Origin of the sequence: Streptomyces sp. NPDC020422, from assembly GCF_044386705.1 — a bacterium.
In the GTDB taxonomy this organism is placed as follows: domain Bacteria; phylum Actinomycetota; class Actinomycetes; order Streptomycetales; family Streptomycetaceae; genus Streptomyces.
Window position 1 is genome coordinate 155,838 of sequence record NZ_JBIRVJ010000013.1, and the last position, 19,043, is coordinate 174,880.

Sequence of the window (19,043 nt, forward strand, 5' to 3'; positions counted from 1 at the left end):
CGGTCACTCCCACCTGATCCGGGGGTCGAGCCAGGCGTGGGCGAGGTCGGTGAGCAGCTGGACGAGGACGAAGACGGTGACGAGGAGGAGCAGCAGGTCCTGCACGACCGGGTAGTCGCGGCGGACCAGGGCCTGTTCGGCGAGCTGGCCGAGGCCGGGCCAGGCGAAGATCGCCTCGACGAGGACGGCGCCGCCGAGCAGATGGCCGGTCTGCATGCCGAGGAGGGTGACGACGGGCGGCAGGGCGCCCGGCAGGGCGTGGCGCCACAGGATCCGGCGGGGTGCGATGCCCGCGGCGGTGGCGGTGCGGATGTGGTCCTCGGTGAGGGCGCGTTCGATGCCGTCCTTGAGGTAGCGCCCGAGGACGGCGGCGCTGGGCAGGGCGAGGCAGAGGGCCGGCAGCAGCAGGTACTGCACTCCCAGGTCGGGTGCGGTCAGGATCGGGACCCGGCCGCCGGGCGGCAGTACGCCGAGGAGGACGGCGAACAGCAGGACGAGCAGGACTCCGGAGACGAAGGGCGGTACGGCGAGGGCCGCCGTGGTCGCGATCCGTACGGCGCCGCGCAGCCAGGGGCGGCGGGCGGTGGCGCCCAGGATGCCGAAGGCGCCGCCGAGGACGACGACGAACAGCAGGGCACCCAGGGTGAGTTCGACGGTCGCGCCGAGTCCGTCGCCGATGAGGTCGGCGGTCTGCCCGCCGATCGCGTACGAGGGACCCAGGTCGCCGGTCACGAGCCCGCCGAGCCAGTGGGCGTACTGGCCGACCGGGGAGGCGTCGAGGCCGAGCCGGGCTCGGATGGCAGCGACGGTCTCGGCGCTCGCGTCGGGTCCGGCGAGGGAGCTCGCGGGGTCGCCGGGGACGAGCCGGATGAGGGCGAAGACGGCGACGGAGGCGAGGAGGAGGACGAGGAGGGCGGAGGGGATCTTCCGCAGGAGGTGGCGGGCCATCGCTCAGGCCGCCAGATAGGCGTCGTCGAGGTTGAGGTAGGAGAACTTGTTGAGGGTGACGCCGTGCAGCTTGGCGGAGGCGACCTGGACGTTGCCGCGGATGACGAGGTCGATGATGAAGGCCTCGTCGAGCAGGATGTCGGAGATCCTGCTCTGCAGGGCGTTGGCCGCGGCGCCGGTGGCGCGGCTCGTCCAGGCCTCGCGGACGACCCGGGTGTACTCCTCGGAGCGGAACTTGGACGTGTTCTTGGCCTCGTTGAAGGGGTACGCGCTGACGGCGAGGGTGGACGGCTGGACCTGGGCGAAGCCGTGGCCCATGGTCCACAGGGCGGGCATGTTCTGTGCGATGAGGTTCTTCTGGGCGGTGGCGGGGTCGGTGGGCTGGAGGGTGACGTCGACGCCGACCTGCTTGAGGTCGTACTGGATCGACTCGGCGACGGCGGTCTCGCCGGGCAGGCTGATGTGCAGCAGGGGCAGTTCGAGGCGGGGGTGCCCGGCCGACTTGAGGAGCTCGCGGGCCTTGGCGGGGTTGTACGTGTAGTGGGTGCGGCCGGCCTCGGTGAAGGCGGGCGAGGACTTCGGCCAGGGGGCGGCGGAGTCGAGGCCGTAGCCGCCGAGGGCCTGCTTGAGGAGGCGCTCGCGGTCGACGGCCCAGGCGAGGGCCTGGCGGACGAGCTTGTCGTCGAGGGGGGCGACGGTGGTGTTGACGCCGAGGTAGGTGGCGCCGGCGCCGGTGTCGTAGCTGGTGACGGTGAGGGCGGGGTTGCCCTTGACGACGGCGAGGCTCTTGCCGGGAACGTTGAAGGAGAGCTGGGACTGGCCGGTGCGCAGGGACGAGATCAGGGCGTCGGCCTGGGGTATGACGCGGAGCTCGACGCCGTCGAGGTAGGGGCGGCCGGGCTGCCAGTACTTCTCGTTGCGGGTGAGGCTGAGGCCGGTGCCGGGGCTCCACTTGGCGAGCTTGAAGGGGCCGGTGCCGTTGAGCCGCTTGCCGGTGACGGCGTCCTCGACGCTGTTCCGATCGGTGATGATCATGAACTCGAACAGGTCGAAGAGGTTGTTGACGGGGTGGGCGAGGCGGAGCGTGAGCTCGTGGTCGCCGCGCTTGTCGAAGCCGGTGACCGTGGCGGCGGTCGCTCGCAACTGAGCCGCTCGCAGCGGGTTCTGGAGGTTCTTCACGGCGAAGACGACGTCGTCTGCGGTGAAGGGGCGGCCGTCGTGGAAGGTGACGCCGGTACGGAGCTTGAGGGTGATGCTGCGGCCGTCCTCGGCGTAGTCCCAGGAGGTGGCGAGCTCGGGCTGCGGGCGGAGCTGGTCGTCGTAGCGGGTGAGGGTGTTGAAGACCAGCCGCTGCTGGAGCGACTGGGCGCTCTGGGCGAAGAGCAGGCCGGGGGTGAAGTCGCTGTTGACGGCGACGGTGACGGTGCCGCCGCGGCGGGGGCCGGCGGCGGCCTTGGGGTCGGTGGCGCCGGACTCGGAGACGGCCGAGCGGCAGCCGGCCAGACCCAGCCCCAGGAGCAGGGTGCCACCGCCCGCGGCGCGCAGGGCGGTGCGGCGGGAGGGGGTGCTGGGCGCGGAGGGGTACAGCTCGGTCATCGAATGCCTGCCTGTGGGAGGGAAGGAGAAGGGTTCCCCTGGACGTGGAGGAGCATGGACGTGCTGGGGCATGTCGGGACGTGATACGACGCACTTGGACGTGCCGGGACGCCCACGAACGCCGACGAACGCCGACGAACTCCGAAGAGCGCTGACGAACCCCGAAGAGCGCCTAGGTCACGGTGAATTACTTCCGCTGCGGGAGAAACAAAACCCCTGGCAGCAGAGGGAGAGACACAAGAGGGATCCGTGAGGATCAGGGGTGCGACGGAGCGAGGGCCCAACGAGGCAAGGGACCGCTGGGCTCTCCGGTCAGGTCAGCGCGTGGGCGCCGGCGCCTGGGGTGCGGGACCGCTCAGACGCGGACGGCACAGACCGCGCTGGCCTGTCGACAGAGGTCGACGTGCCTGCGGCAGATGAGGCGCATGTCCGGATTCACGGGAGCAATATGGCAGCGGCCTCGGGACCAGGTCAACCAGGCTTGTCCGCATTCTGAGAAGTACTCAGCGCTCCACCCCCGGCCACGACAGCTCCTGAAGGGTCTGGAGAGGGTGCCTGAACAGGGGATTCAGCACCACCGTGCCCGCCGCGACGGGAAGGGTGGCCGGTCCGGCATGTGGACTGACGATCCGTTCGGGGTCGTCGCAGACATGCGAGAGGTCGACCGCGGCACCCCGGATCTCCTCCAGGTACTCCGGGTTGAGGATGCTCGACTGCTCGGTGACCACGACCAGGTCGGGGTTGAGCACGTCGAGCAGCAGGGCGACGGCCCGCCCCACCGCGCGGGCCCGCTCCCGCAGCAGCCGGTCGGCACGCCGGTCGCCGGCCGCCGCCGCGTCCACCACCAGGGACACGTCCGGTTCGGGCACGATTCCCCTGCGCTGTGCGGTCTCGCCGACCGCCGTGTTCGAGGCGGTCGCCTCCAGGCAGCCCGCGCGTCCGCACGGGCAGACGGCGGTGGAGTCCGGAACCGGCAGATGGGCCACGTCGCCCGCGGCGGAGCCGGGGCCCTGGTGCACCACCCCGGCGATCCCGAGGGCGGCGTCGACCACGTTGCCGATGAAGAGGTGGACCAGGCTCCGGCGTGCCTGGGGGCGCCCGAAGAGGATCTCCGACTGGGCGATCGCCCGGGCGTGGTTGTCGAGCCGCACCCTGCGCCGGCCCAGGCCGCGGGCGAGTTCGGCGGCCAGCGGCCGGTGGAACCAGCCCAGGGCGTCGTGCCGTACGACGAGGCCCTGGTCGGGGTCCACCCAGCCGCCGGCGGCCGCGCCGACGCCGAGCAGCGGGCGCCCGTCGAGGTGCTCCGCGAGAAAGGCGTCCAGCTCCCGGGACACGTGGGCGGGCAGCACGCGCGGGTCGGCGCCGACATGGTTCATGGTGCGCCGGGCGATCACCCGGCCGCGCAGGTCCACCAGCCCGAAGGAGGAGGCGGGGACCCCGAGGTGGACGCCGGCGGCCACGGGGCCGTGGCTGGCGCCGAGGTGCAGGTCGACGGGGACCTGGGGGCGCCCGACTCCCCCGCCCTCGCCGAGTTCGGGAAGCTCGCGCAGCAGTCCGTGCCGGAACAGGTCGGTGGCCTGGCGGGAGACGGCCGCCGGGCTGAGCCCCGAGTGCCGGGCGATGGCACTGCGGGCGAGCGGTCCGTGGTCGAGGACGGTGCGCAGCACGGCGGCCGCGTTGGCCTCGCGCCGGCCGTCTCCGGCCATCCGTGGGGTGGCGTAAGGGATGAAGGTCATGAAGGTCTCGTCTCCGGAGTGCTGCTGAGTATTGCGACGGCGTGAAATCCCCCGGCACCGCGACGGCCGCGCGCGCGGCTTGCCACCGGGCCGCTCGCCGCATTCCGTCGTACGGGCGAACGCACTGGTCACAGGGGTGCGACGGGGTCCGGTCGTCCGCTGTCCGATGCCGGCGGGGAGGCCGATTCAACCACCAGCGGCCGATCGGCGCCGGGCCTGTGGACAGTTGACGGTCCGCCGGACGCGCTGCGATGGTCCTGGACATCGGCCACCGCCGCCGCGTCGACCCGCTCTCCGGTGCACCTCCCGTGGCGCCCGCCGGCTCTCCCCGTCGACGCCCTCTGGCGCCCTCATTACTTCCCCTGCGAAATTAACTCTGCACGCCGTCCCGAAGGGATCCGTCATGTCGATCACGACCTCCCCCGCCACGCCCACCACGGCGACCGCGACCAGCGCCGACGAGCTCACCGTCCGGAAGATCGGCGGCCGGCTCGGCGCCGTCATCTCCGGAGTGCGTCTCGGCGGCGATCTCGCCCCCGAGACCGTCGCCGCGATCCGCGCCGCCCTCCTGGAGCACAAGGTCGTCTTCTTCCGCGGCCAGGACCACCTGGACGAGGAGGCCCACGAGGCCTTCGGCAAGCTCCTCGGCACCCCCGTCGCGCACCCGACCGTCCCCTCGGCCGACGGGCGCTACTCCTTCCCCATCGACTCCGACTACGGCGGCCGCGCCAACCAGTGGCACACCGACGTCACCTTCGTCCCGGCCTACCCCGCCTTCTCCATCCTGCGCGCCGTGGTCATCCCGCCCTACGGCGGCAACACCCTGTGGGCCAACACCGCCACCGCGTACGAGCGCCTGCCCGAGCCGCTGCGCGTCCTCGCCGACGGGCTGCGGGCGGTGCACTCCAACGACTACGACTACGCGGCCCTGCGCCCCGACACGCTGCCGGAGCAGCTGGTCCGCTTCCGCGAGATCTTCGCCTCGACGAAGTTCCTGACCGAGCACCCGCTGGTGCGCGTCCACCCCGAGACCGGCGAACGCACGCTGGTCCTGGGCAACTTCGTCCAGCGCATCAGCGGACTGACCGGCGCCGACTCGCGCGCCCTGGTCGACCTCTTCCAGTCCCACATCGAGCGCCCCGAGAACACCGTCCGCTGGCAGTGGGAGGTCGGCGACGTGGCCATCTGGGACAACCGCGCCACCCAGCACTACGGCGTGGACGACTCCGACTCCCACGACCGCAAGCTGCGCCGGGTGACGATCGACGGCGACGTCCCGGTGGGCGTGGACGGGCGCTCGTCGGTGCTGCTCGCGCCCGAGGGCGTGCCGGACCCGGCCTTCGGCATCGCCTCCGGCGCCTCGACGGCGCAGCCCGCGGTCTGATGCCGGCCGCCGCCGCCCGGCCGAGCGTCGTCGTCGTCCTCACCGACCAGCAGCGGTGGGACACCACGGGCGCCCACGGGAATCCGGCCGGGGTCACCCCGGAGTTCGACCGGCTGGCCCGCGAGGGCACGCTGGTCGATCAGGCCATCACGCCGAACCCGGTGTGCGCCCCCGCCCGTGCCGCCCTGCAGACCGGTCGCTTCCCGACGGCCACCGGGGTGTTCCGCAACGGACTTCCGCTCGGAGCGGAACTCCCCACGCTCGCCGGCTCCTTCGCCGAAGCCGGCTATGTCACCGGCTATATCGGCAAGTGGCACCTGGCCGGGGAGGAGCACCCCGACGGCCCCGTCCCGCCCGACCGGCGCGGCGGCTATCAGCACTGGCTCGCCTCGGACCGCCTGGAGTTCACCTCCGACGCGTACCGGACCGTGGTGTACGACGAGGAGGGTGAGCCGGTCCGGCTGCCGGGCTACCGCTCGGACGCCCTGATCGACGCGGCGATCCGCTTCGTCGCCGACCACCACGAGCGCCCGTTCCTGTTGTTCCTCTCCCTCCTCGAACCCCACCACCAGAACGCCACGGACACCTATCCGGCGCCCGCCGGCTATCGGGAGCGCTACGAGGGGACGTGGCTGCCGCCCGACCTCGCGGCGCTCAGTCCGGGCGCGGCCCAGGGTGGCGCGCACCGCCATCTCGGGGGCTATCTGGGGCAGATCAAGCGGGTGGACGAGGGTGTGGGCCGGTTGCGGGACGCACTGCGCAGCCTGGGCATCGAGGACGACACGGTGCTGGCCTGGACCGCGGACCACGGTTCGCACTTCCGTACCCGCAACGGCGAGTACAAGCGTTCCGCGCACGAGGCCTCGGTCCGGGTGCCGTTCGCGCTGACCGGTCCGGGCTTCCGCGGTGGCGGGCTGATCCGTCAGCCGGTCTCCACGGTGGACCTGATGCCGACGCTCCTCGACGCGGCGGGACTGAAGGTCCCCGCGGGCGTGCAGGGCCGTTCGCTGCGCCCACTGGTGGGCGGGGGCAGCGACCCCGAGCGGCCGTTCTCGGTGTTCGTCCAGATCAGCGAGGACGTGACCGGGCGGGCGGTGCGCACCGAGCGGTGGAAGTACGTCGTGACGGCACCACCCGGCACGGATCCCTGGCTCCGGGCGGACGCCGACCGCTACCGCGAGACCGAGCTGTACGACCTGGCGGCGGACCCGTACGAGCTGGAGAACCTGGTGGGTCTCACCTCGCACCGGCAGGTGGCCGACGGGCTGCGGGACGCGCTCGCGGCCTGGCTGCGTGAGGTGGAGGGGGCCGATCCGGTCATCGAGGCGGCCCCGCCGCGCACGTTGGAGCAGCGCTCACCCGACTCCTTCGCCCACGACCGTGTGCCGTGGCAGGGGGTGCGGTTCGGGCACGCGTGAGGACGCGGCCCGTCGGTGCGGGGTGGGAAGCGCCCGGGAGACCGGGGCAGGAGGGAGCGGGAGGGGTCAGGAGCCGGACCCCATGGCGTAGTCGCCGAAGCCGACCCAGTCCAGGGCCACGCAGGCGTCGTCGCCGAGCACCCAGGCGTCGTGTCCGGGCTGGATCTCGTAGAAGTCGCCGGGGCCCAGCTCGGCGGTGTCGCCGCCGTTCATGACGACCTTGATGCGCCCGCTGACGACGTAGCCGACGTGGTGGGCCTGGCAGCTCGCGGTGCCGGCGATCGGCTTCACGTGCTCGGACCAGCGCCAGCCGGGTTCGAACACGGCCCTGCCGACCTGTCCGTTGTCCGTGTTGAGCAGGTCCAGGCGTCCCTTGCCGCCCTCGAAGGGCCGCGTCTCGTCCGCGGAGTCGAAGTTCCTGGAAACGATTCCGGTCATCGTCGACCGCCTCCCGGCGGGGTGCAGCTTCGGGCCCCGAGTCCATTTCCAGGCTACGCCGGGGGGCGTCGGCGCACTCCTCCGCGGCCCGGTGCCGGGCCGTCCGGAGCGGTGGCCGGGGGCGATCGCGGGGCGGGCGTCGTGGCCGTAAACCGCGTTGCCGGGCAAGATCGGCACGGGTTAGCGTGGCCTCATGACTGCCGGGTCGGCCATGGGCCGTGATCGAGTTGGGTGCCCGGCCGTGGCATGAGCGCCGCCGGGTGGTGGGCGCGGGGTCCGCCGCGGCCGTCTCTCCCGCACCTCGTGTGCGGGGTAGGAGACCGTCGACAGCGTTTGCCCTGTGAAAGGACCCCCCATGGCCGTTGAGCTCAACCACACTGTTGTCCATGCCCGTGACCGGCGGGTTTCCGCCGAGTTCCTCGCCGAGGTGCTCGGCCTCTCCGTCGGGGCCCCGATGGGACCGTTCCTCCCGGTGGAGACCGGCAACGGCGTGACCCTGGATTACTACCAGCAGGGTGACGAGCCGTTCACGCCCACCCACTACGCGTTCCTCGTGCCCGACGAGGAATTCGACACGATGATCGACCGCCTGGAGCGGATGCGGGTCACGTACTTCGCCGACCCGAACCACACCGAGCCCGGGCGGATCAACCGCCGGTTCGGCGGGCGGGGGGCCTATTTCGCCGACCCCGACGGGCACAACATGGAGATCATCACCCGCCCGTACATCCGCTGACCTGGAAGGTTGGCCGAAGCCGTTGTTGAAGCTTCCTCTTCTTTGGCGGATTCCCGCATACCGGAAGGGAGAATTCTGTATGAATCCCTTATCGGGCGGATCTACACATAAAGGCCAGATAAGCGCACAATGAAACCGCGGCAGCAGCCGCAAGCGCGGTCAGACGTGCAGGACGCCAGAAGGAGGCGAGTCGTATGGCCGACGTCTCTCACCGTCCCGGTGATATCCGAGGGCACCCCGACGCAGGGGAAATGCGGGACCGTTATGCCCGTATGCTCCAGACCCGCGGTGTGGCGGCGGTCGAGGAACTGGTGATCCTCGCCGGCATCTACGCGGCGGTCTCCGCGTGGACGGTCCACTTCTCCGCCGCAAAGCCGGAACTCGCCATCAGCAACCTGATCGTCGGCCTCGCTCTCGCCGGCCTCGGTCTGTGCATGTCGATGGCGCCGGAGCGGTCCCAGGACCTCAACTTCGTGGTCCTGCTGCTCGGTGTATGGCTGATCGTCTCCCCGTGGGTGGTCTCCCGGGACGCCGGTACCGGCGCGATCCTCAGCAACGTCATCACCGGCGCCTGCGTGTGCCTGTTCGCCCTCACGGCGGGCGGACTGCTCATGAGCAAGAGAAGGACGTGATTCCGGTCCTCTCCCGGAACGGCGTCGCCCCTCGCACGAGGAGGCGACGCCGTTCACTTTTGTCGCGCCCGCATGTGTGAACGGCCACCTCCAGGTAACGAATTGCTCCACATGGTTTCGGCCACATAAGTTCTGCGTAAAGCTTGCCCCACAGGACAGACTCCCGCTCATCAACCGGTCCTTGGGGGGACAAAGTGAACTGGTACCTGGACGTTCTCAAGAAGTACGCGGTGTTCAGCGGCAGGGCGCGCCGCCAGGAATACTGGATGTTCACGCTGTTCAACGCGATCGCGGGGATCATTCTCATGATCGTCGACTTCGCGCTGGGCACGTATCCGCTGCTCACCGCGATATACGGCCTCGCCGTCCTCCTGCCCGGCCTGGGCGTGACGGTCCGCCGACTGCACGACACCGGACGCTCCGGCTGGTGGATCCTCATCGACCTGGTGCCGTTCGTCGGCTTCATCATCCTGATCGTCTTCCTCGCCACCGAGGGCGACTCCCAGGCGAACGCGCACGGCCCGAACCCCAAGCTGGCTCCGTCCTACTGACGGTCCGCACCGCGCACCACGCACCACCGGAACCAGCCACCGAAGCCCCCGGACGGAACGCCACCGGGGGCTTCGCGCGTGCCCGGCCGCGCGGGCGGCGCATAGAGCCGGACCGGAGCATTCACCGGCCGCGGCTTGTGCACGGCGGCGCAGGACCCGCCCCGGCCGTCCCGCCTAGCCTCGCCGACACGGAGCGCGACAGCAGCAACGAGGGGCGGTACCACCGGTGAACTGGCTCATCCACGACTACCGCGAGAGCGATCTCGCCGCGGTCGTCCATCTGATCGACACCACGGCCGAACTCGGCCAGGAGTCCGTCTTCTCGCTCGCCGAGTGCATCGGAGCCCTGACCTCCCGCCAGCCGGCCGTCGTCGCCGTCCACCAGGGCACCCCGATCGGCGCCGCGCTCGCCTGCGTGGCGGGCGAGCGCGCCTGGGTGATGCGGATCGCGATCAGCTCCGCCTGGCGTGGCCGGGGCCTGGCCAGCGCCCTCCTGGTGGAGCTCGAGCGACGCCTGGTGGCGGCCCGGGTGGGCCGGATCGCGTACGTGCTGCCCGAGGAGGAGCTCGTCGGCGAAGGGCTTCTCAACGCCGGCTACACCCGGCAGCCGGCGGTGGCCTACTTCGAGAAGGTCGAACCGCTCCACGGGCCCGCCGCGAACCTCCTCGACGACCTCGGCGGACGGCTGCTGCCCGCCGACCTGTGGGCGAAGGTCGCCGGCATGGAACGGGAGAAGGACCTGATCGAACGGCGGGTCGTGCTGCCGCTCGCCGAACCGGAGCGGGCCGCGCGGCACGGGGTCAGGCCCCCGCGCGCCCTGGGTCTCTTCGGGCCGCCCGGCACCGGGAAGACGACCTTCGCCCGGGCCATCGCCTCCCGGCTCGGCTGGCCGTTCGTGGAGATCCTGCCCTCGCGCCTCGCCGACGAGGGCAACCTGGCGGCCGCGCTGCGCTCCGCCTTCGCCCGGATCGCGGAGCTGGAGCGGGTGCTGGTCTTCATCGACGAGGTCGAGGAGATCGCCCCCGTACGCACCGAACCGGTGCAGCCCGGCGGGACGCACGGCGTGACCAACGAGCTCCTCAAGCTCATCCCGGGCTTCCGGGAGCGGGACGAGCGCCTGCTCGTCTGCGCGACCAACTCCATCCGCTCCCTCGACCCGGCGTTCCTGCGTCCGGGACGCTTCGACTACCTGATCCCGATCGGTACGCCGGACAAGGCGGCCAGGGCCGCGATCTGGGCCCGCTACACCGACGCCCGACCGGACGTCGACGTCGACGAACTCGTGCGCGCGAGCGAGCTGTTCACCCCCGCCGACATCGAGCACGCGGCCCGGATCGCCGCGCAGAACTCCTTCGAGCGGGACCTCGGGTCGGTCGGCCGCCCCGGCGACGAGAAGGCGCCGGGGGCGACCACGACGGACTACCTGGACGCCATCGCCCAGTGCCGGCCGACGGTCACGCCCGAGATGATCACCCAGTTCGAGTCCGACATCACGACCCACGCCCGGTTCTGAGCGGCCGTTCCGCCTCAGTCCCGGCGCCGCCGGTACAGCACCTGGTGCGCGTCCCACTCCACGAAGGACCCGACGTGCGCCAGGCCCACGGCGTCCAGGAGCCTGCGTGAGCGCTCGTTGGCCTCCTGGGTGACCGCGACCACGCTCGGCGCCTCCCGCAGGGCCTGTTCGACGGCCGCGGCGACGGCCTCGCGGGCGTACCCCCGCCCCCAGTGCTCGGGCAGGAACTGATAGGAGACCTCCGTCTCCCCGTCCCGCGCGCCGGACTCCACCGTGACCAGGCCGAGGACCACGCCGTCGGCGGCCCGCTCGACGGCGTGGAAGCCCGGCGCCCCGACGATCCGGCGCTGCCGGATCCGCACCACGGAGTCGATCACGGGCCCGCCCAGGTGCCGCCGCACCTCGGGGTCGGTCCACAGCCGCGTCACGGCCGGCACGTCCCGGGTGCGTACGGGACGCAGGACGAGCCGCTCGGTGCGGAGGGGGGCGGGCTCGGGGGGCATACGTCGATGATGCCAGGCCGCCGGAGGGAGCCGCCCGGGCGGGCCGCGCCCCGGGCCCGATCCCGCCCCTGGCCAGGTTCTGGCTGCCTGGGTCGTCAGGGCCGGGAAGGCGTCAGTGACGGGAAGTGGTCGGGGCCGGGAAGGCGTCGGGGACGGGAAGGTGTCGGGGACGGGAATCGGATCCCCGTCAACGGGGTTGGTGGGGGCAAGTCGATCATCGGAGGGTCATGCGAGCGATACAGGTGCACGAAGTGGGCGGTCCCGAGGTGCTGCGGCCGGCCGAGGTCGACCAGCCGCGGCCGGGTCCGGGCGAGGCGGTCGTGGAGGTCGCCGCAGCCGGGGTCAACTTCCTCGACGTCTACCACCGCGAGGGCCGGTACACCCTCCCTCTGCCCTTCACCCCGGGCGCCGAGGGCGCCGGCACGGTCGTCGAGGTCGGTCCCGGCGTCGCTGACGTCGCGGTCGGGGACCGGGTCGGTTGGGTGGAGATTCCCGGCGCGTACGCCGAGCGGGCCGTGGTGGACGCCTCCCGGCTGGTGCCGCTGCCCGACGACATCGGCTTCGAGACGGCCGCCGCCGTGCTCCTCCAGGGCATGACCGCGCACTATCTCGTCAAGGACGCCTACCCGGTTCGGGCAGGCGACACGGTGCTCGTGCACGCCGCTGCCGGTGGCATGGGGCTGCTTCTGACCCAGCTCGTCACCCGTCTCGGCGGCAGGGTGATCGGCACGACGTCGACCACCGCGAAGGCCGACCTGGCGAAGCGCGCCGGGGCCGCCGAGGTGATCCTGCCCTCCGCGGTCGACGATCTCGCGGCCGAGGTGCGGCGGCTCAACGGCGGTCAGGGACTGCCGGTCGTCTTCGACGGCGTCGGCGCGCACACCTTCGACGCGAGCCTCGCCAGCCTGCGGCCCCGCGGCCATCTCGTGCTCTTCGGCGCGGCGAGCGGCGCCGTGCCGCCGTTCGATCCGATCCGGCTCGCCCGCGGCGGTTCGCTGACCCTGATCCGGCCCAGCCTCGGGGACTACATCGCCGACCGGTCCGAACTGCTCCGACGGGCCGCCGAGGTGTTCGCCTGGGTGCGCTCCAAGGCACTCGAGGTCACCGTGACGGGCCGATACGCCCTGTCCGACGCCGCCCGGGCCCACAGCGACCTGGAGGCTCGGCGTACCACCGGCAAGCTGCTCGTCCTACCCGACGAGTCCGCTCTGGGACGCCGCCGGGAGGCGCAGAGCTGATCGCGGGTGACGCGGCCGGGGATCCCGGAGAGACGGAGGCCGAGGGGCCGACCGTCATCGCCAGGATCCCCGACCGCGTCAGGCGGCCGGCCGAGACCGGGTTCCGGTGGGGCTCACCCGTCCACCACCTGCCGGGCCGGCACGCTAGGCCTCGGCCCGGGAGAGCAGGGCCTTCACGTCGGCCCACTCCAGGTCCACCGGAGCGTAGGTCTCACGAGCGGTCGCCGTGTCCTTGTAGCCGCTCGACGTGACCACGCAGACGACGGGGCCGTCCGTCTCCTGGGGGCCGTGGGCCCGCAGGCTCGCCAGACCGGCTGCCGAGGAGATCTCGCACCACAGGCCCTGCGCGGCCAACTCCGCCTGGGCGTCGCTCATCTGGCGGTCCGTCACCGTACGGGCGGCTCCCCCGCTCTCGCGCAGCGCGACGACCCCGCGGTAGCCGCTGATCTCGCAGTCGATGGCGTACGCGGCGGTCGGGCCGACCGGGACGCGCGCCGTGTCCGCGCCGGTGCGCATGGCCGTGGTGAGCGCCCCGGCGGAGGCCGGCTCCGCGGCGTACATGCGCGGGACGGAGTCCGTCACGCCGAGCCGGGCGAGCTCCAGGAACCCCTTGGTCACGCCGTAGAGCAACTCCCCGTATCCGGTGGGCAGATGGACCGACGCCGGGGCGCGTCCCAGCTCCAGGGCGATCTCGTACGCGATCGTCTTGTACCCCTCGGGCCCGAAGGGATGGCCGGTGTGCGCGGTGTCCGTCACGCTGCTCACCGGTTGGTAGCCGAACTCCTCCACGATCCGTCGCATCAGCGGGCGCACCGACTCGCGCGGGGGCGTGAGCACGGTCGCACCGTAGGCGCGCAGGTGGGAGGCGACGGCGGGCGGGGCGAAGGGCGAGGTGAAGACGACACAGGGAAGTCCGGCACGCGCCGCGTACGCCGCGGCCGCGGCGCCGTGGTTCCCGGAGGACGACACGACGATCCCGCGCGCGCCGGACGCCACGGCGGCGCTGACCGCCACCCGGTTCAGGCGGTCCTTGTGGCTCCAGGTGGGGTTGCGCGACTCGTCCTTGATCCAGACGCCGTCGGCGAGCCGCACCAGCGGCGTGTCGCCCTCGCCGAGGCCGGGCGCGGCGAGCGGCGGGAGCAGCGGCGCCCAGCGCTCCAGACCGTGCGCGGCGGGGCGGGCGAACAGGTCGGCGGGAACGCGGTCGTAGTCGTAGTCGATGTCCAGGGGGTAGGCGACCTCCTCCGTGGAGGTCACCGGACACCCCGCGGTCAGCGGCGGCCACAGCGGGTGGCGCACGGTCGGGTCGAGCAGGGCACGCTGGGCGGTGGCGAGGGAGGTCACGGCAGCCTTTCGTACGGTGCGGACGGCAGGTGCGGGGCTTCTGGCTTCCGGGCGCGGACGACGGCGGGCGTCAGCCCAGCCTCCGTTGCAGCGCCGCGAGCGCGCCGGCGCGGCGGCCGGGGACCCGGCGCCGCAGCTCGACGAGCGCGGGACCGAGGGCCCGGGCCCTGGCCGGGTCCTGGATCTGCTCCCACTGGTGGTGGGCCCGGTCCACGGCGCCTTCGACGTCCGGCTCGTCCGGCTCCTGCCGGAGGCCGAGCCGGGCCTGCGCCACGGCGATCCAGAGCTCGCAGCTGCGCGCCGGCTCCCCCGCCAGCCGCGCCAGGTCGGCCCGCACCTCGACCCAGTGCACCGCCTCCCTCGATCGCGGGCCGTGGCGTCGCAGCGCCTCGCTCTCCCACGCGGCGGCCATCGCCGCGGCCTCCCCGTGCCGCCCGGCCATGGCCGCGGCGAGGATCGCGGGATGCGGATCGTCGCCGGTGCCGGGCCGCGGCGGGACGGGCGGGTGCGCCGGAGGGGCGGGGAGGGGCGCGGGGGCGGCCGTAGCGGGCACGGGAGCAGGGGCGGAGACACGCACCGGGGCCGGGGCGGAGGTCGGAACGGCAGCCGTGGCGGGAGCCGGCGCGGCAGCCGGAACGGGGGCCGGGGCCGGAAGGGGAGCAGCACCGGGCAGGGCAAGGGGCGCAGGCGCCGGCCCCGCGGCGAGGACCGCCGCTCCCGCCGGTGCCGCGGTCCGCCGGTCCCCCGGGCTCCGGCCGGTCCCGCCGAGGCGGCGGGTCGGCGGCGACTCGACGGCGGCTCCCCGAGGCACCGTCACGACCGCGGCGGCCTGGACCTGCGCCACGGCGTGGGCCTGGGCCTGGGCCTGGGTCTGGGCCTGGGTCTGGGGCTGCGTCTGCGTCTGCGTCTGCGTTGGCTGGCCATGCGGCTCGGCCTGCGGCCCGCCCGCCGGCGGCGCCAGCGGGATCGCACCTGCCGTCCCCGTCGCCGCCTCGGCCGCGGCCACGGCGTCCGCGTGAAGGAGCGGGAGCGGGGGTCGCGCGCCCGTGCGCCAGACCGTGGCGAAGTGGCGCAGGTACTCCGGGGTCGACGGCGCGCCGCGGCGCGGGAACGGCGTCACATGGGCGAACAGCGCGACCGTCGGGCCGAGTCCGAGCGCTTGCCGGTCGGTGCCGAGGCGCTCGAAGAGTTCGGGCTCGGCCGCCAGGTCGGCGAGGACCGTGGTGGTGCCCGGTCGGCGGGCGGCCAGTTCGGTGGCCAGCCAGTGCCAGGGAAGTGCCGTGTAGCGCAGGGTCGTCGGGGTGGTGCGCGCCAGCGCGAGGTGCGGGAGGCGCTGGCGGCGGTCGAGTTGGAGCTGGCCCGCGAGGCAGAGGGTGAGCGGTCCGGGGGCAGCGGCGGCGGTGCGCAGGCGGGTGAGCACCGTCTGCGGGTCCAGCGGGTCCGCCAGTTCGACGACCGTCGCCATGTCCGTACCGGTGAGGGCTCCGGCCGGCACCGCCGCCAGCGCGGGCAGCACCGAAGCCGCGTCCATCGCACGGCCGCGCCCGGCCGGCGCGGCCGCCAGCAAGAGGGCCGTACCCACTGTGTTCACCTCGTCGCTCACCACAGCAGCACCGTAACCCGTGTGGGCGCGGCGACATCGCCGACGGGTACCGGGAGGTCACCTTGTGGGCCTTTGGCATATGTCAGAAGCACCACCGTATCGAGTGTTGCCAAATCCCTTACGAGGTGTCCCGGGCTGTGCGAAAGTCGTAGTCGGGCTTCAACTTCCCGACCTGGCCGTGCCACGTCGTTTGTATCGGAGTACGACATGCCGTCCCATCTGTTCGCGGACCGTCCCGCCCAGCCGCCCGAGCCGGGCACGGTGGACGCCCTGATCTCGCAGACGCGCCGTCTGCGGGGCGACGTGGACGCGGTGCGCAGGGACTCCGCCGTGGACGAGGACGACCCCCACAACCGGTGGCAGCGCGCGCTGTGCGATCTCGCCGTCAACCAACTCGACGACCTGGGCGCCCACTTGGGCCAGCTGAAGGCCGGGCTCCCCGGTGAGGCGGCGGTCGAGTCGCCGGCCGCTTACGCGGTGCCGGCCCCCCGCTCCACCGGCTCGCTCCTCTCCCGGGTCGGCAGCGCCGAGTGGGATCTGCTCACCGACGAGGTGCACTGGTCCGAGGAGCTGTTCCAGATCTTCGGCCGGCCGCAGGAGAGCGGCCCGATGTCGCTCGACGAGCTGCCCTCGATGGTCTTCGCCGAGGACCAGCCGCTGCTGCAGGCGATGGTGACGGACTGCCTGATCGACGGGAAGCCGATCGACGGCGAGTTCCGCATCGTGCGCAGCGACGGCAGGGTCCGCACGGTGCACATGACGGGCGAGCCCGTCCTCGACTCCGACGGCTGCACGGCATCGATGTGGGCCGTCCTGAGGGACGTCAGCGAGCTGCGGCGCAGCGAGCGCGCGGTCCGCGAGAGCCGTGACAGCCTCCAGCGCCACCAGCAGATCGAGCACACCGAGCGCCGGGTCGCCGTCGAGCTCCAGGAGGCCGTGCTGCCGCCCTGGCGCGGTTCGCTCCGCTTCGCCCACGACGGGCCCGCCCCCCTCGACGTCGCGGGGCACTACCTGCCCGCCGCGTCCACCGGGCTGATCGGCGGCGACTGGTACGACGCGCTCGCCCTCCCGGACGGGGACGCGCTGCTCACGGTCGGCGACCTGACCGGTCACGGCGTCGCCGCGACCTCCTCGATGGCCATGCTGCTCGGCGCGCTGCGCGGCATGGCGGTGGCCGGGATCCGCCCCGGCGCCCTGATGGGGCACCTCAACCAGCTCCTGGAGACCTCCGTCCAGCCCGCCCTCGGCAGCGCGATGTGCTGCCGCTACGACCCCGCGTCGCAGACCCTCACCTGGTCACAGGCCGGACACCCCGCCCCGCTGCTGTTCCGCGACGGGGCGGTGCGCGCCCTGGCCAGGCCCGAGGGCGTGCTCCTCGGCGCGACGAGCGGCGCGACGTACGAGGAGGCCGAGACCCGGCTGCGCCCCGGCGACCTGCTGCTCCTGCACACCGACGGGCTGACCCGCACGGCGGGCTCCCTCGACGACGACGGCGGCACGCGCCGGCTGCTCGCCCTCGCCCCGCGGCTCGCGACCGCGCGCGACGCGCAGGACTGCGTGCGGACGGTCGTGGCGGAGTTCGGCGAGGGGCCGCGCGAGGACGACGCCTGCGTGATGGTCGTACGCGTCGGCCGGTAGCCCCGTCCCCGGGCTCCGACCCCGCACGTCCGGCGCGCGATCCTCAGCGCGACCGGCACGTCCCGGCAGGCCGTACGGCATGCCGATCCGTCACGCGTGCTCCGGCGTGTCCGCGCACGTCCCCGGTCGACACGCCCGGGGGCGTCCCGAACAGGGCCCCTGGCGACATGCCCGGGGACCTCGGGAGCAGGCCCGCGCGGTCCGGCGCGCTCCGTCCCCGTGCCCGCCGGGCGCTCACGCCTCCCCGGTGCGCGGGCGGTTCGTCGGCGCCTTCGGCAGCGCCCTCTCGATCTCCTCGCGCAGGTGCTCGATCTTCGTGTAGCCCGCGTACTGGCCGGTCAGCCGGTACATCTCGCGCAGCCGGTCCCAGGTGCGGTGGGACGAGGTCTCCCCCATGGACACCAGGGCGAGCCGGGCGTAGCGGTCCGCCTGCTCCGGGTCGTCGGCGATGAAGCAGGCCGAGGCGAGCGAGATGTGGTCGAAGAGCTTCGACCGGTCGTGGCCGTTCCGGCGCAGTTCCAGCGCCAGCTTGGCGTGGCGCTGCGCGGGGACCGCGGCGGCGGGATCGTGCTCGGCCAGGGTGCGGTAGGCGAGCGCCTGCATGCCGTGCAGATCGGCCTCGTCGAAGTTCTGCATCCAGCTCGGCTTCTCCTCGCCCCGGTCGGAGACGAAGAGGTCCTCCGCCTCGCCGAGGGTGCGGCGCATGGCCTGGCCGCGGCCCATCGACGCCTGAGCCCAGGCCTCGATGGTGCGGAACATGGCCTGGGTCCGGGGCAGCACGCGCTCCCCCGAGCCGGACTTGGCGAGCTTCATGAGGTCGAGGGCGTCGTCGGGGCGCCCCAGGTGCACCATCTGGCGGGCGGCGCGGGAGAGCGCCTCGCCGGCCCGCGGCCGGTCGCCGCCCTCGCGGGCCGCGTGCGCGGCGATCACGAAGTACTTCTGGGCGGTGGGCTCCAGGCCCACGTCGTGGGACATCCAGCCGGCCAGTACGGCCAGGTTGGCCGCGACGCCCCACAGGCGCCGGTGGAGGTGGTCGGGGTGGCGGTAGGCGAGCATGCCGCCCACCTCGTTGAGCTGGCCCACGACCGCCTTGCGCTGGAGGCCGCCGCCCCGGGACGCGTCCCAGGCGCGGAAGACCTCCACGGAGCGCTCCAGTGCCTCGATCTCCTCCGACCCGATGGGGGCGGCCTCGTAGCGGTCGAACCCGGCGGGGTCGGCGTGGAGGGGATCGATGGCGCGGGGGGTGGCGCCGGGTTGTGCGGGGTCGCTGTGGAGCCAGTCCTGCATGGCGTTGCTGAGTGCGGAGCCGGCGGCGAGCGCGGCACCCGCGCCCACCAGGCCGCGTCGGTTGAGCATGAGGTCCATTCCCGTGAATTCGGTGAGGACCGCTGCCGTACGCTCGGGCGCCCAGGGCAGCCCGTCAGGGTTGTCGGTGTTCCTGACGTCCCGCCTCTTCCCGGCGCGCCCGTGTCGTACGAACCCGAGGTCCTCGATGGTCACGACACGGCCGAGTCGCTCGGTGAACAGCGCTGCCAGCACCCGGGGCACGGGATCGCGCGGGGTCTCCCCCATGTCGATCCAGCGCCGCACCCGCGAGGTGTCGGTCGACAGCTGGGGGTGGCCCATGGCCGCCGCCTGCCGGTTCACGAGTCTCGCGAGTTCGCCCTTGGACCAGCCGGCGAGGCCGAAGAGGTCCGCCAGGCGGGTGTTGGTCTGTCCGGTCACGTCTAAGCCCCCAGGTTCTCGGCTGAGTTGACAGTAACCC

At 73.0% G+C, this 19,043-nt stretch carries 16 protein-coding genes; 8 read left to right on the forward strand and 8 right to left on the reverse strand.

The genetic code is table 11. The features are described 5' to 3' along the window. Positions 1-3 precede the first annotated feature (3 nt). The 3 genes from ACH414_RS30600 to ACH414_RS30610 all read right to left on the reverse strand — a co-directional run bounded on the left by ACH414_RS30600 (position 4) and on the right by ACH414_RS30610 (position 4,280). Positions 4-948 (reverse strand): ABC transporter permease, encoded by a 945-nt coding sequence (locus tag ACH414_RS30600; RefSeq protein ID WP_398944264.1) that lies wholly within the window; start codon positions 946-948, stop codon positions 4-6. A gap of 3 nt (positions 949-951) precedes the next feature. Further along, a complete protein-coding gene (locus ACH414_RS30605) occupies positions 952-2,544 on the reverse strand; it encodes an ABC transporter substrate-binding protein (protein WP_398944266.1) in 1,593 nt (530 codons plus the stop codon). A 503-nt stretch (positions 2,545-3,047) separates the two neighbouring features. After that, positions 3,048-4,280: an ROK family protein gene (locus tag ACH414_RS30610; protein ID WP_398944269.1), complete on the reverse strand. Its 1,233-nt coding sequence runs from the start codon at positions 4,278-4,280 to the stop codon at positions 3,048-3,050. 403 nt (positions 4,281-4,683) lie between these two features. Here ACH414_RS30610 and ACH414_RS30615 point away from each other — a divergent pair, with 403 nt between their 5' ends. Together ACH414_RS30615 and ACH414_RS30620 are read left to right on the forward strand one after the other, a co-directional pair. Next, the gene (locus tag ACH414_RS30615) at positions 4,684-5,664 is read left to right on the forward strand and encodes a TauD/TfdA dioxygenase family protein (protein ID WP_382541226.1); all 981 of its coding nucleotides are present in this window, start codon (positions 4,684-4,686) and stop codon (positions 5,662-5,664) included. Next, complete coding sequence (locus ACH414_RS30620) at positions 5,664-7,082, forward strand: sulfatase-like hydrolase/transferase (protein ID WP_386568924.1); 1,419 nt, start codon at positions 5,664-5,666, stop codon at positions 7,080-7,082. The genes ACH414_RS30615 and ACH414_RS30620 overlap by 1 nt, the downstream gene beginning before the upstream one ends. A 66-nt stretch (positions 7,083-7,148) precedes the next feature. Here ACH414_RS30620 and ACH414_RS30625 read toward each other — a convergent pair whose 3' ends face one another. Beyond that, on the reverse strand, positions 7,149-7,520 hold the full coding sequence (locus tag ACH414_RS30625) for a cupin domain-containing protein (RefSeq protein ID WP_382541232.1): 372 nt from the start codon (positions 7,518-7,520) through the stop codon (positions 7,149-7,151). Positions 7,521-7,875: 355 nt separating this feature from the next. Here ACH414_RS30625 and ACH414_RS30630 point away from each other — a divergent pair, with 355 nt between their 5' ends. The 4 genes from ACH414_RS30630 (at position 7,876) to ACH414_RS30645 (ending at position 10,952) form a co-directional block, all read left to right on the forward strand. Further along, entirely contained in the window at positions 7,876-8,256 is a 381-nt protein-coding gene (locus ACH414_RS30630; RefSeq protein WP_382541235.1) for a VOC family protein, read from the forward strand. 272 nt (positions 8,257-8,528) lie between these two features. Further along, complete coding sequence (locus tag ACH414_RS30635) at positions 8,529-8,888, forward strand: SPW repeat protein (protein WP_382541238.1); 360 nt, start codon at positions 8,529-8,531, stop codon at positions 8,886-8,888. A 194-nt stretch (positions 8,889-9,082) separates the two neighbouring features. Further along, on the forward strand, positions 9,083-9,439 hold the full coding sequence (locus ACH414_RS30640) for a DUF805 domain-containing protein (RefSeq protein WP_382541240.1): 357 nt from the start codon (positions 9,083-9,085) through the stop codon (positions 9,437-9,439). A gap of 226 nt (positions 9,440-9,665) precedes the next feature. Beyond that, a complete protein-coding gene (locus ACH414_RS30645; RefSeq protein WP_391768751.1) occupies positions 9,666-10,952 on the forward strand; it encodes an ATP-binding protein in 1,287 nt (428 codons plus the stop codon). A 14-nt stretch (positions 10,953-10,966) separates the two neighbouring features. Here ACH414_RS30645 and ACH414_RS30650 read toward each other — a convergent pair whose 3' ends face one another. Beyond that, positions 10,967-11,455, reverse strand: coding sequence for a GNAT family N-acetyltransferase (locus tag ACH414_RS30650; protein WP_382541246.1), 489 nt, complete (start codon positions 11,453-11,455; stop codon positions 10,967-10,969). Between the two features lie 227 nt (positions 11,456-11,682). Here ACH414_RS30650 and ACH414_RS30655 point away from each other — a divergent pair, with 227 nt between their 5' ends. Next, positions 11,683-12,693, forward strand: coding sequence for a quinone oxidoreductase family protein (locus ACH414_RS30655; RefSeq protein WP_398944271.1), 1,011 nt, complete (start codon positions 11,683-11,685; stop codon positions 12,691-12,693). Positions 12,694-12,837: 144 nt separating this feature from the next. On the opposite strand, the gene ACH414_RS30660 is transcribed toward ACH414_RS30655, so the two are convergent. Both ACH414_RS30660 and ACH414_RS30665 read right to left on the reverse strand, forming a co-directional pair. Next, on the reverse strand, positions 12,838-14,037 hold the full coding sequence (locus tag ACH414_RS30660) for a pyridoxal-phosphate dependent enzyme (protein ID WP_398944272.1): 1,200 nt from the start codon (positions 14,035-14,037) through the stop codon (positions 12,838-12,840). Positions 14,038-14,107: 70 nt separating this feature from the next. Then, positions 14,108-15,619: a hypothetical protein gene (locus ACH414_RS30665; protein ID WP_398944274.1), complete on the reverse strand. Its 1,512-nt coding sequence runs from the start codon at positions 15,617-15,619 to the stop codon at positions 14,108-14,110. Between the two features lie 228 nt (positions 15,620-15,847). Between ACH414_RS30665 and ACH414_RS30670 the strand changes: the two genes are divergently transcribed. Continuing rightward, a complete protein-coding gene (locus tag ACH414_RS30670; protein WP_398944276.1) occupies positions 15,848-17,278 on the forward strand; it encodes a PP2C family protein-serine/threonine phosphatase in 1,431 nt (476 codons plus the stop codon). A 234-nt stretch (positions 17,279-17,512) separates the two neighbouring features. Here ACH414_RS30670 and ACH414_RS30675 read toward each other — a convergent pair whose 3' ends face one another. Continuing rightward, positions 17,513-19,003 carry a hypothetical protein gene (locus ACH414_RS30675; protein ID WP_398944278.1) on the reverse strand — a complete coding sequence of 497 codons (1,491 nt, stop codon included), beginning with the start codon at positions 19,001-19,003 and terminating at the stop codon, positions 17,513-17,515. Between the last annotated feature and the right edge of the window lie 40 nt (positions 19,004-19,043).

Coding starts and splice junctions, on each gene's coding strand:
- ACH414_RS30620 (WP_386568924.1), top strand. CDS start 5,664: ATGCCGGCCGCCGCCGCCCGGCCGAGCGTCGTCGTCGTCCTCACCGAC.
- ACH414_RS30655 (WP_398944271.1), top strand. CDS start 11,683: ATGCGAGCGATACAGGTGCACGAAGTGGGCGGTCCCGAGGTGCTGCGG.
- ACH414_RS30610 (WP_398944269.1), bottom strand. CDS start 4,280: ATGACCTTCATCCCTTACGCCACCCCACGGATGGCCGGAGACGGCCGG.
- ACH414_RS30630 (WP_382541235.1), top strand. CDS start 7,876: ATGGCCGTTGAGCTCAACCACACTGTTGTCCATGCCCGTGACCGGCGG.
- ACH414_RS30605 (WP_398944266.1), bottom strand. CDS start 2,544: ATGACCGAGCTGTACCCCTCCGCGCCCAGCACCCCCTCCCGCCGCACC.
- ACH414_RS30625 (WP_382541232.1), bottom strand. CDS start 7,520: ATGACCGGAATCGTTTCCAGGAACTTCGACTCCGCGGACGAGACGCGG.
- ACH414_RS30615 (WP_382541226.1), top strand. CDS start 4,684: ATGTCGATCACGACCTCCCCCGCCACGCCCACCACGGCGACCGCGACC.
- ACH414_RS30650 (WP_382541246.1), bottom strand. CDS start 11,455: ATGCCCCCCGAGCCCGCCCCCCTCCGCACCGAGCGGCTCGTCCTGCGT.
- ACH414_RS30635 (WP_382541238.1), top strand. CDS start 8,529: ATGCTCCAGACCCGCGGTGTGGCGGCGGTCGAGGAACTGGTGATCCTC.
- ACH414_RS30600 (WP_398944264.1), bottom strand. CDS start 948: ATGGCCCGCCACCTCCTGCGGAAGATCCCCTCCGCCCTCCTCGTCCTC.
- ACH414_RS30670 (WP_398944276.1), top strand. CDS start 15,848: ATGCCGTCCCATCTGTTCGCGGACCGTCCCGCCCAGCCGCCCGAGCCG.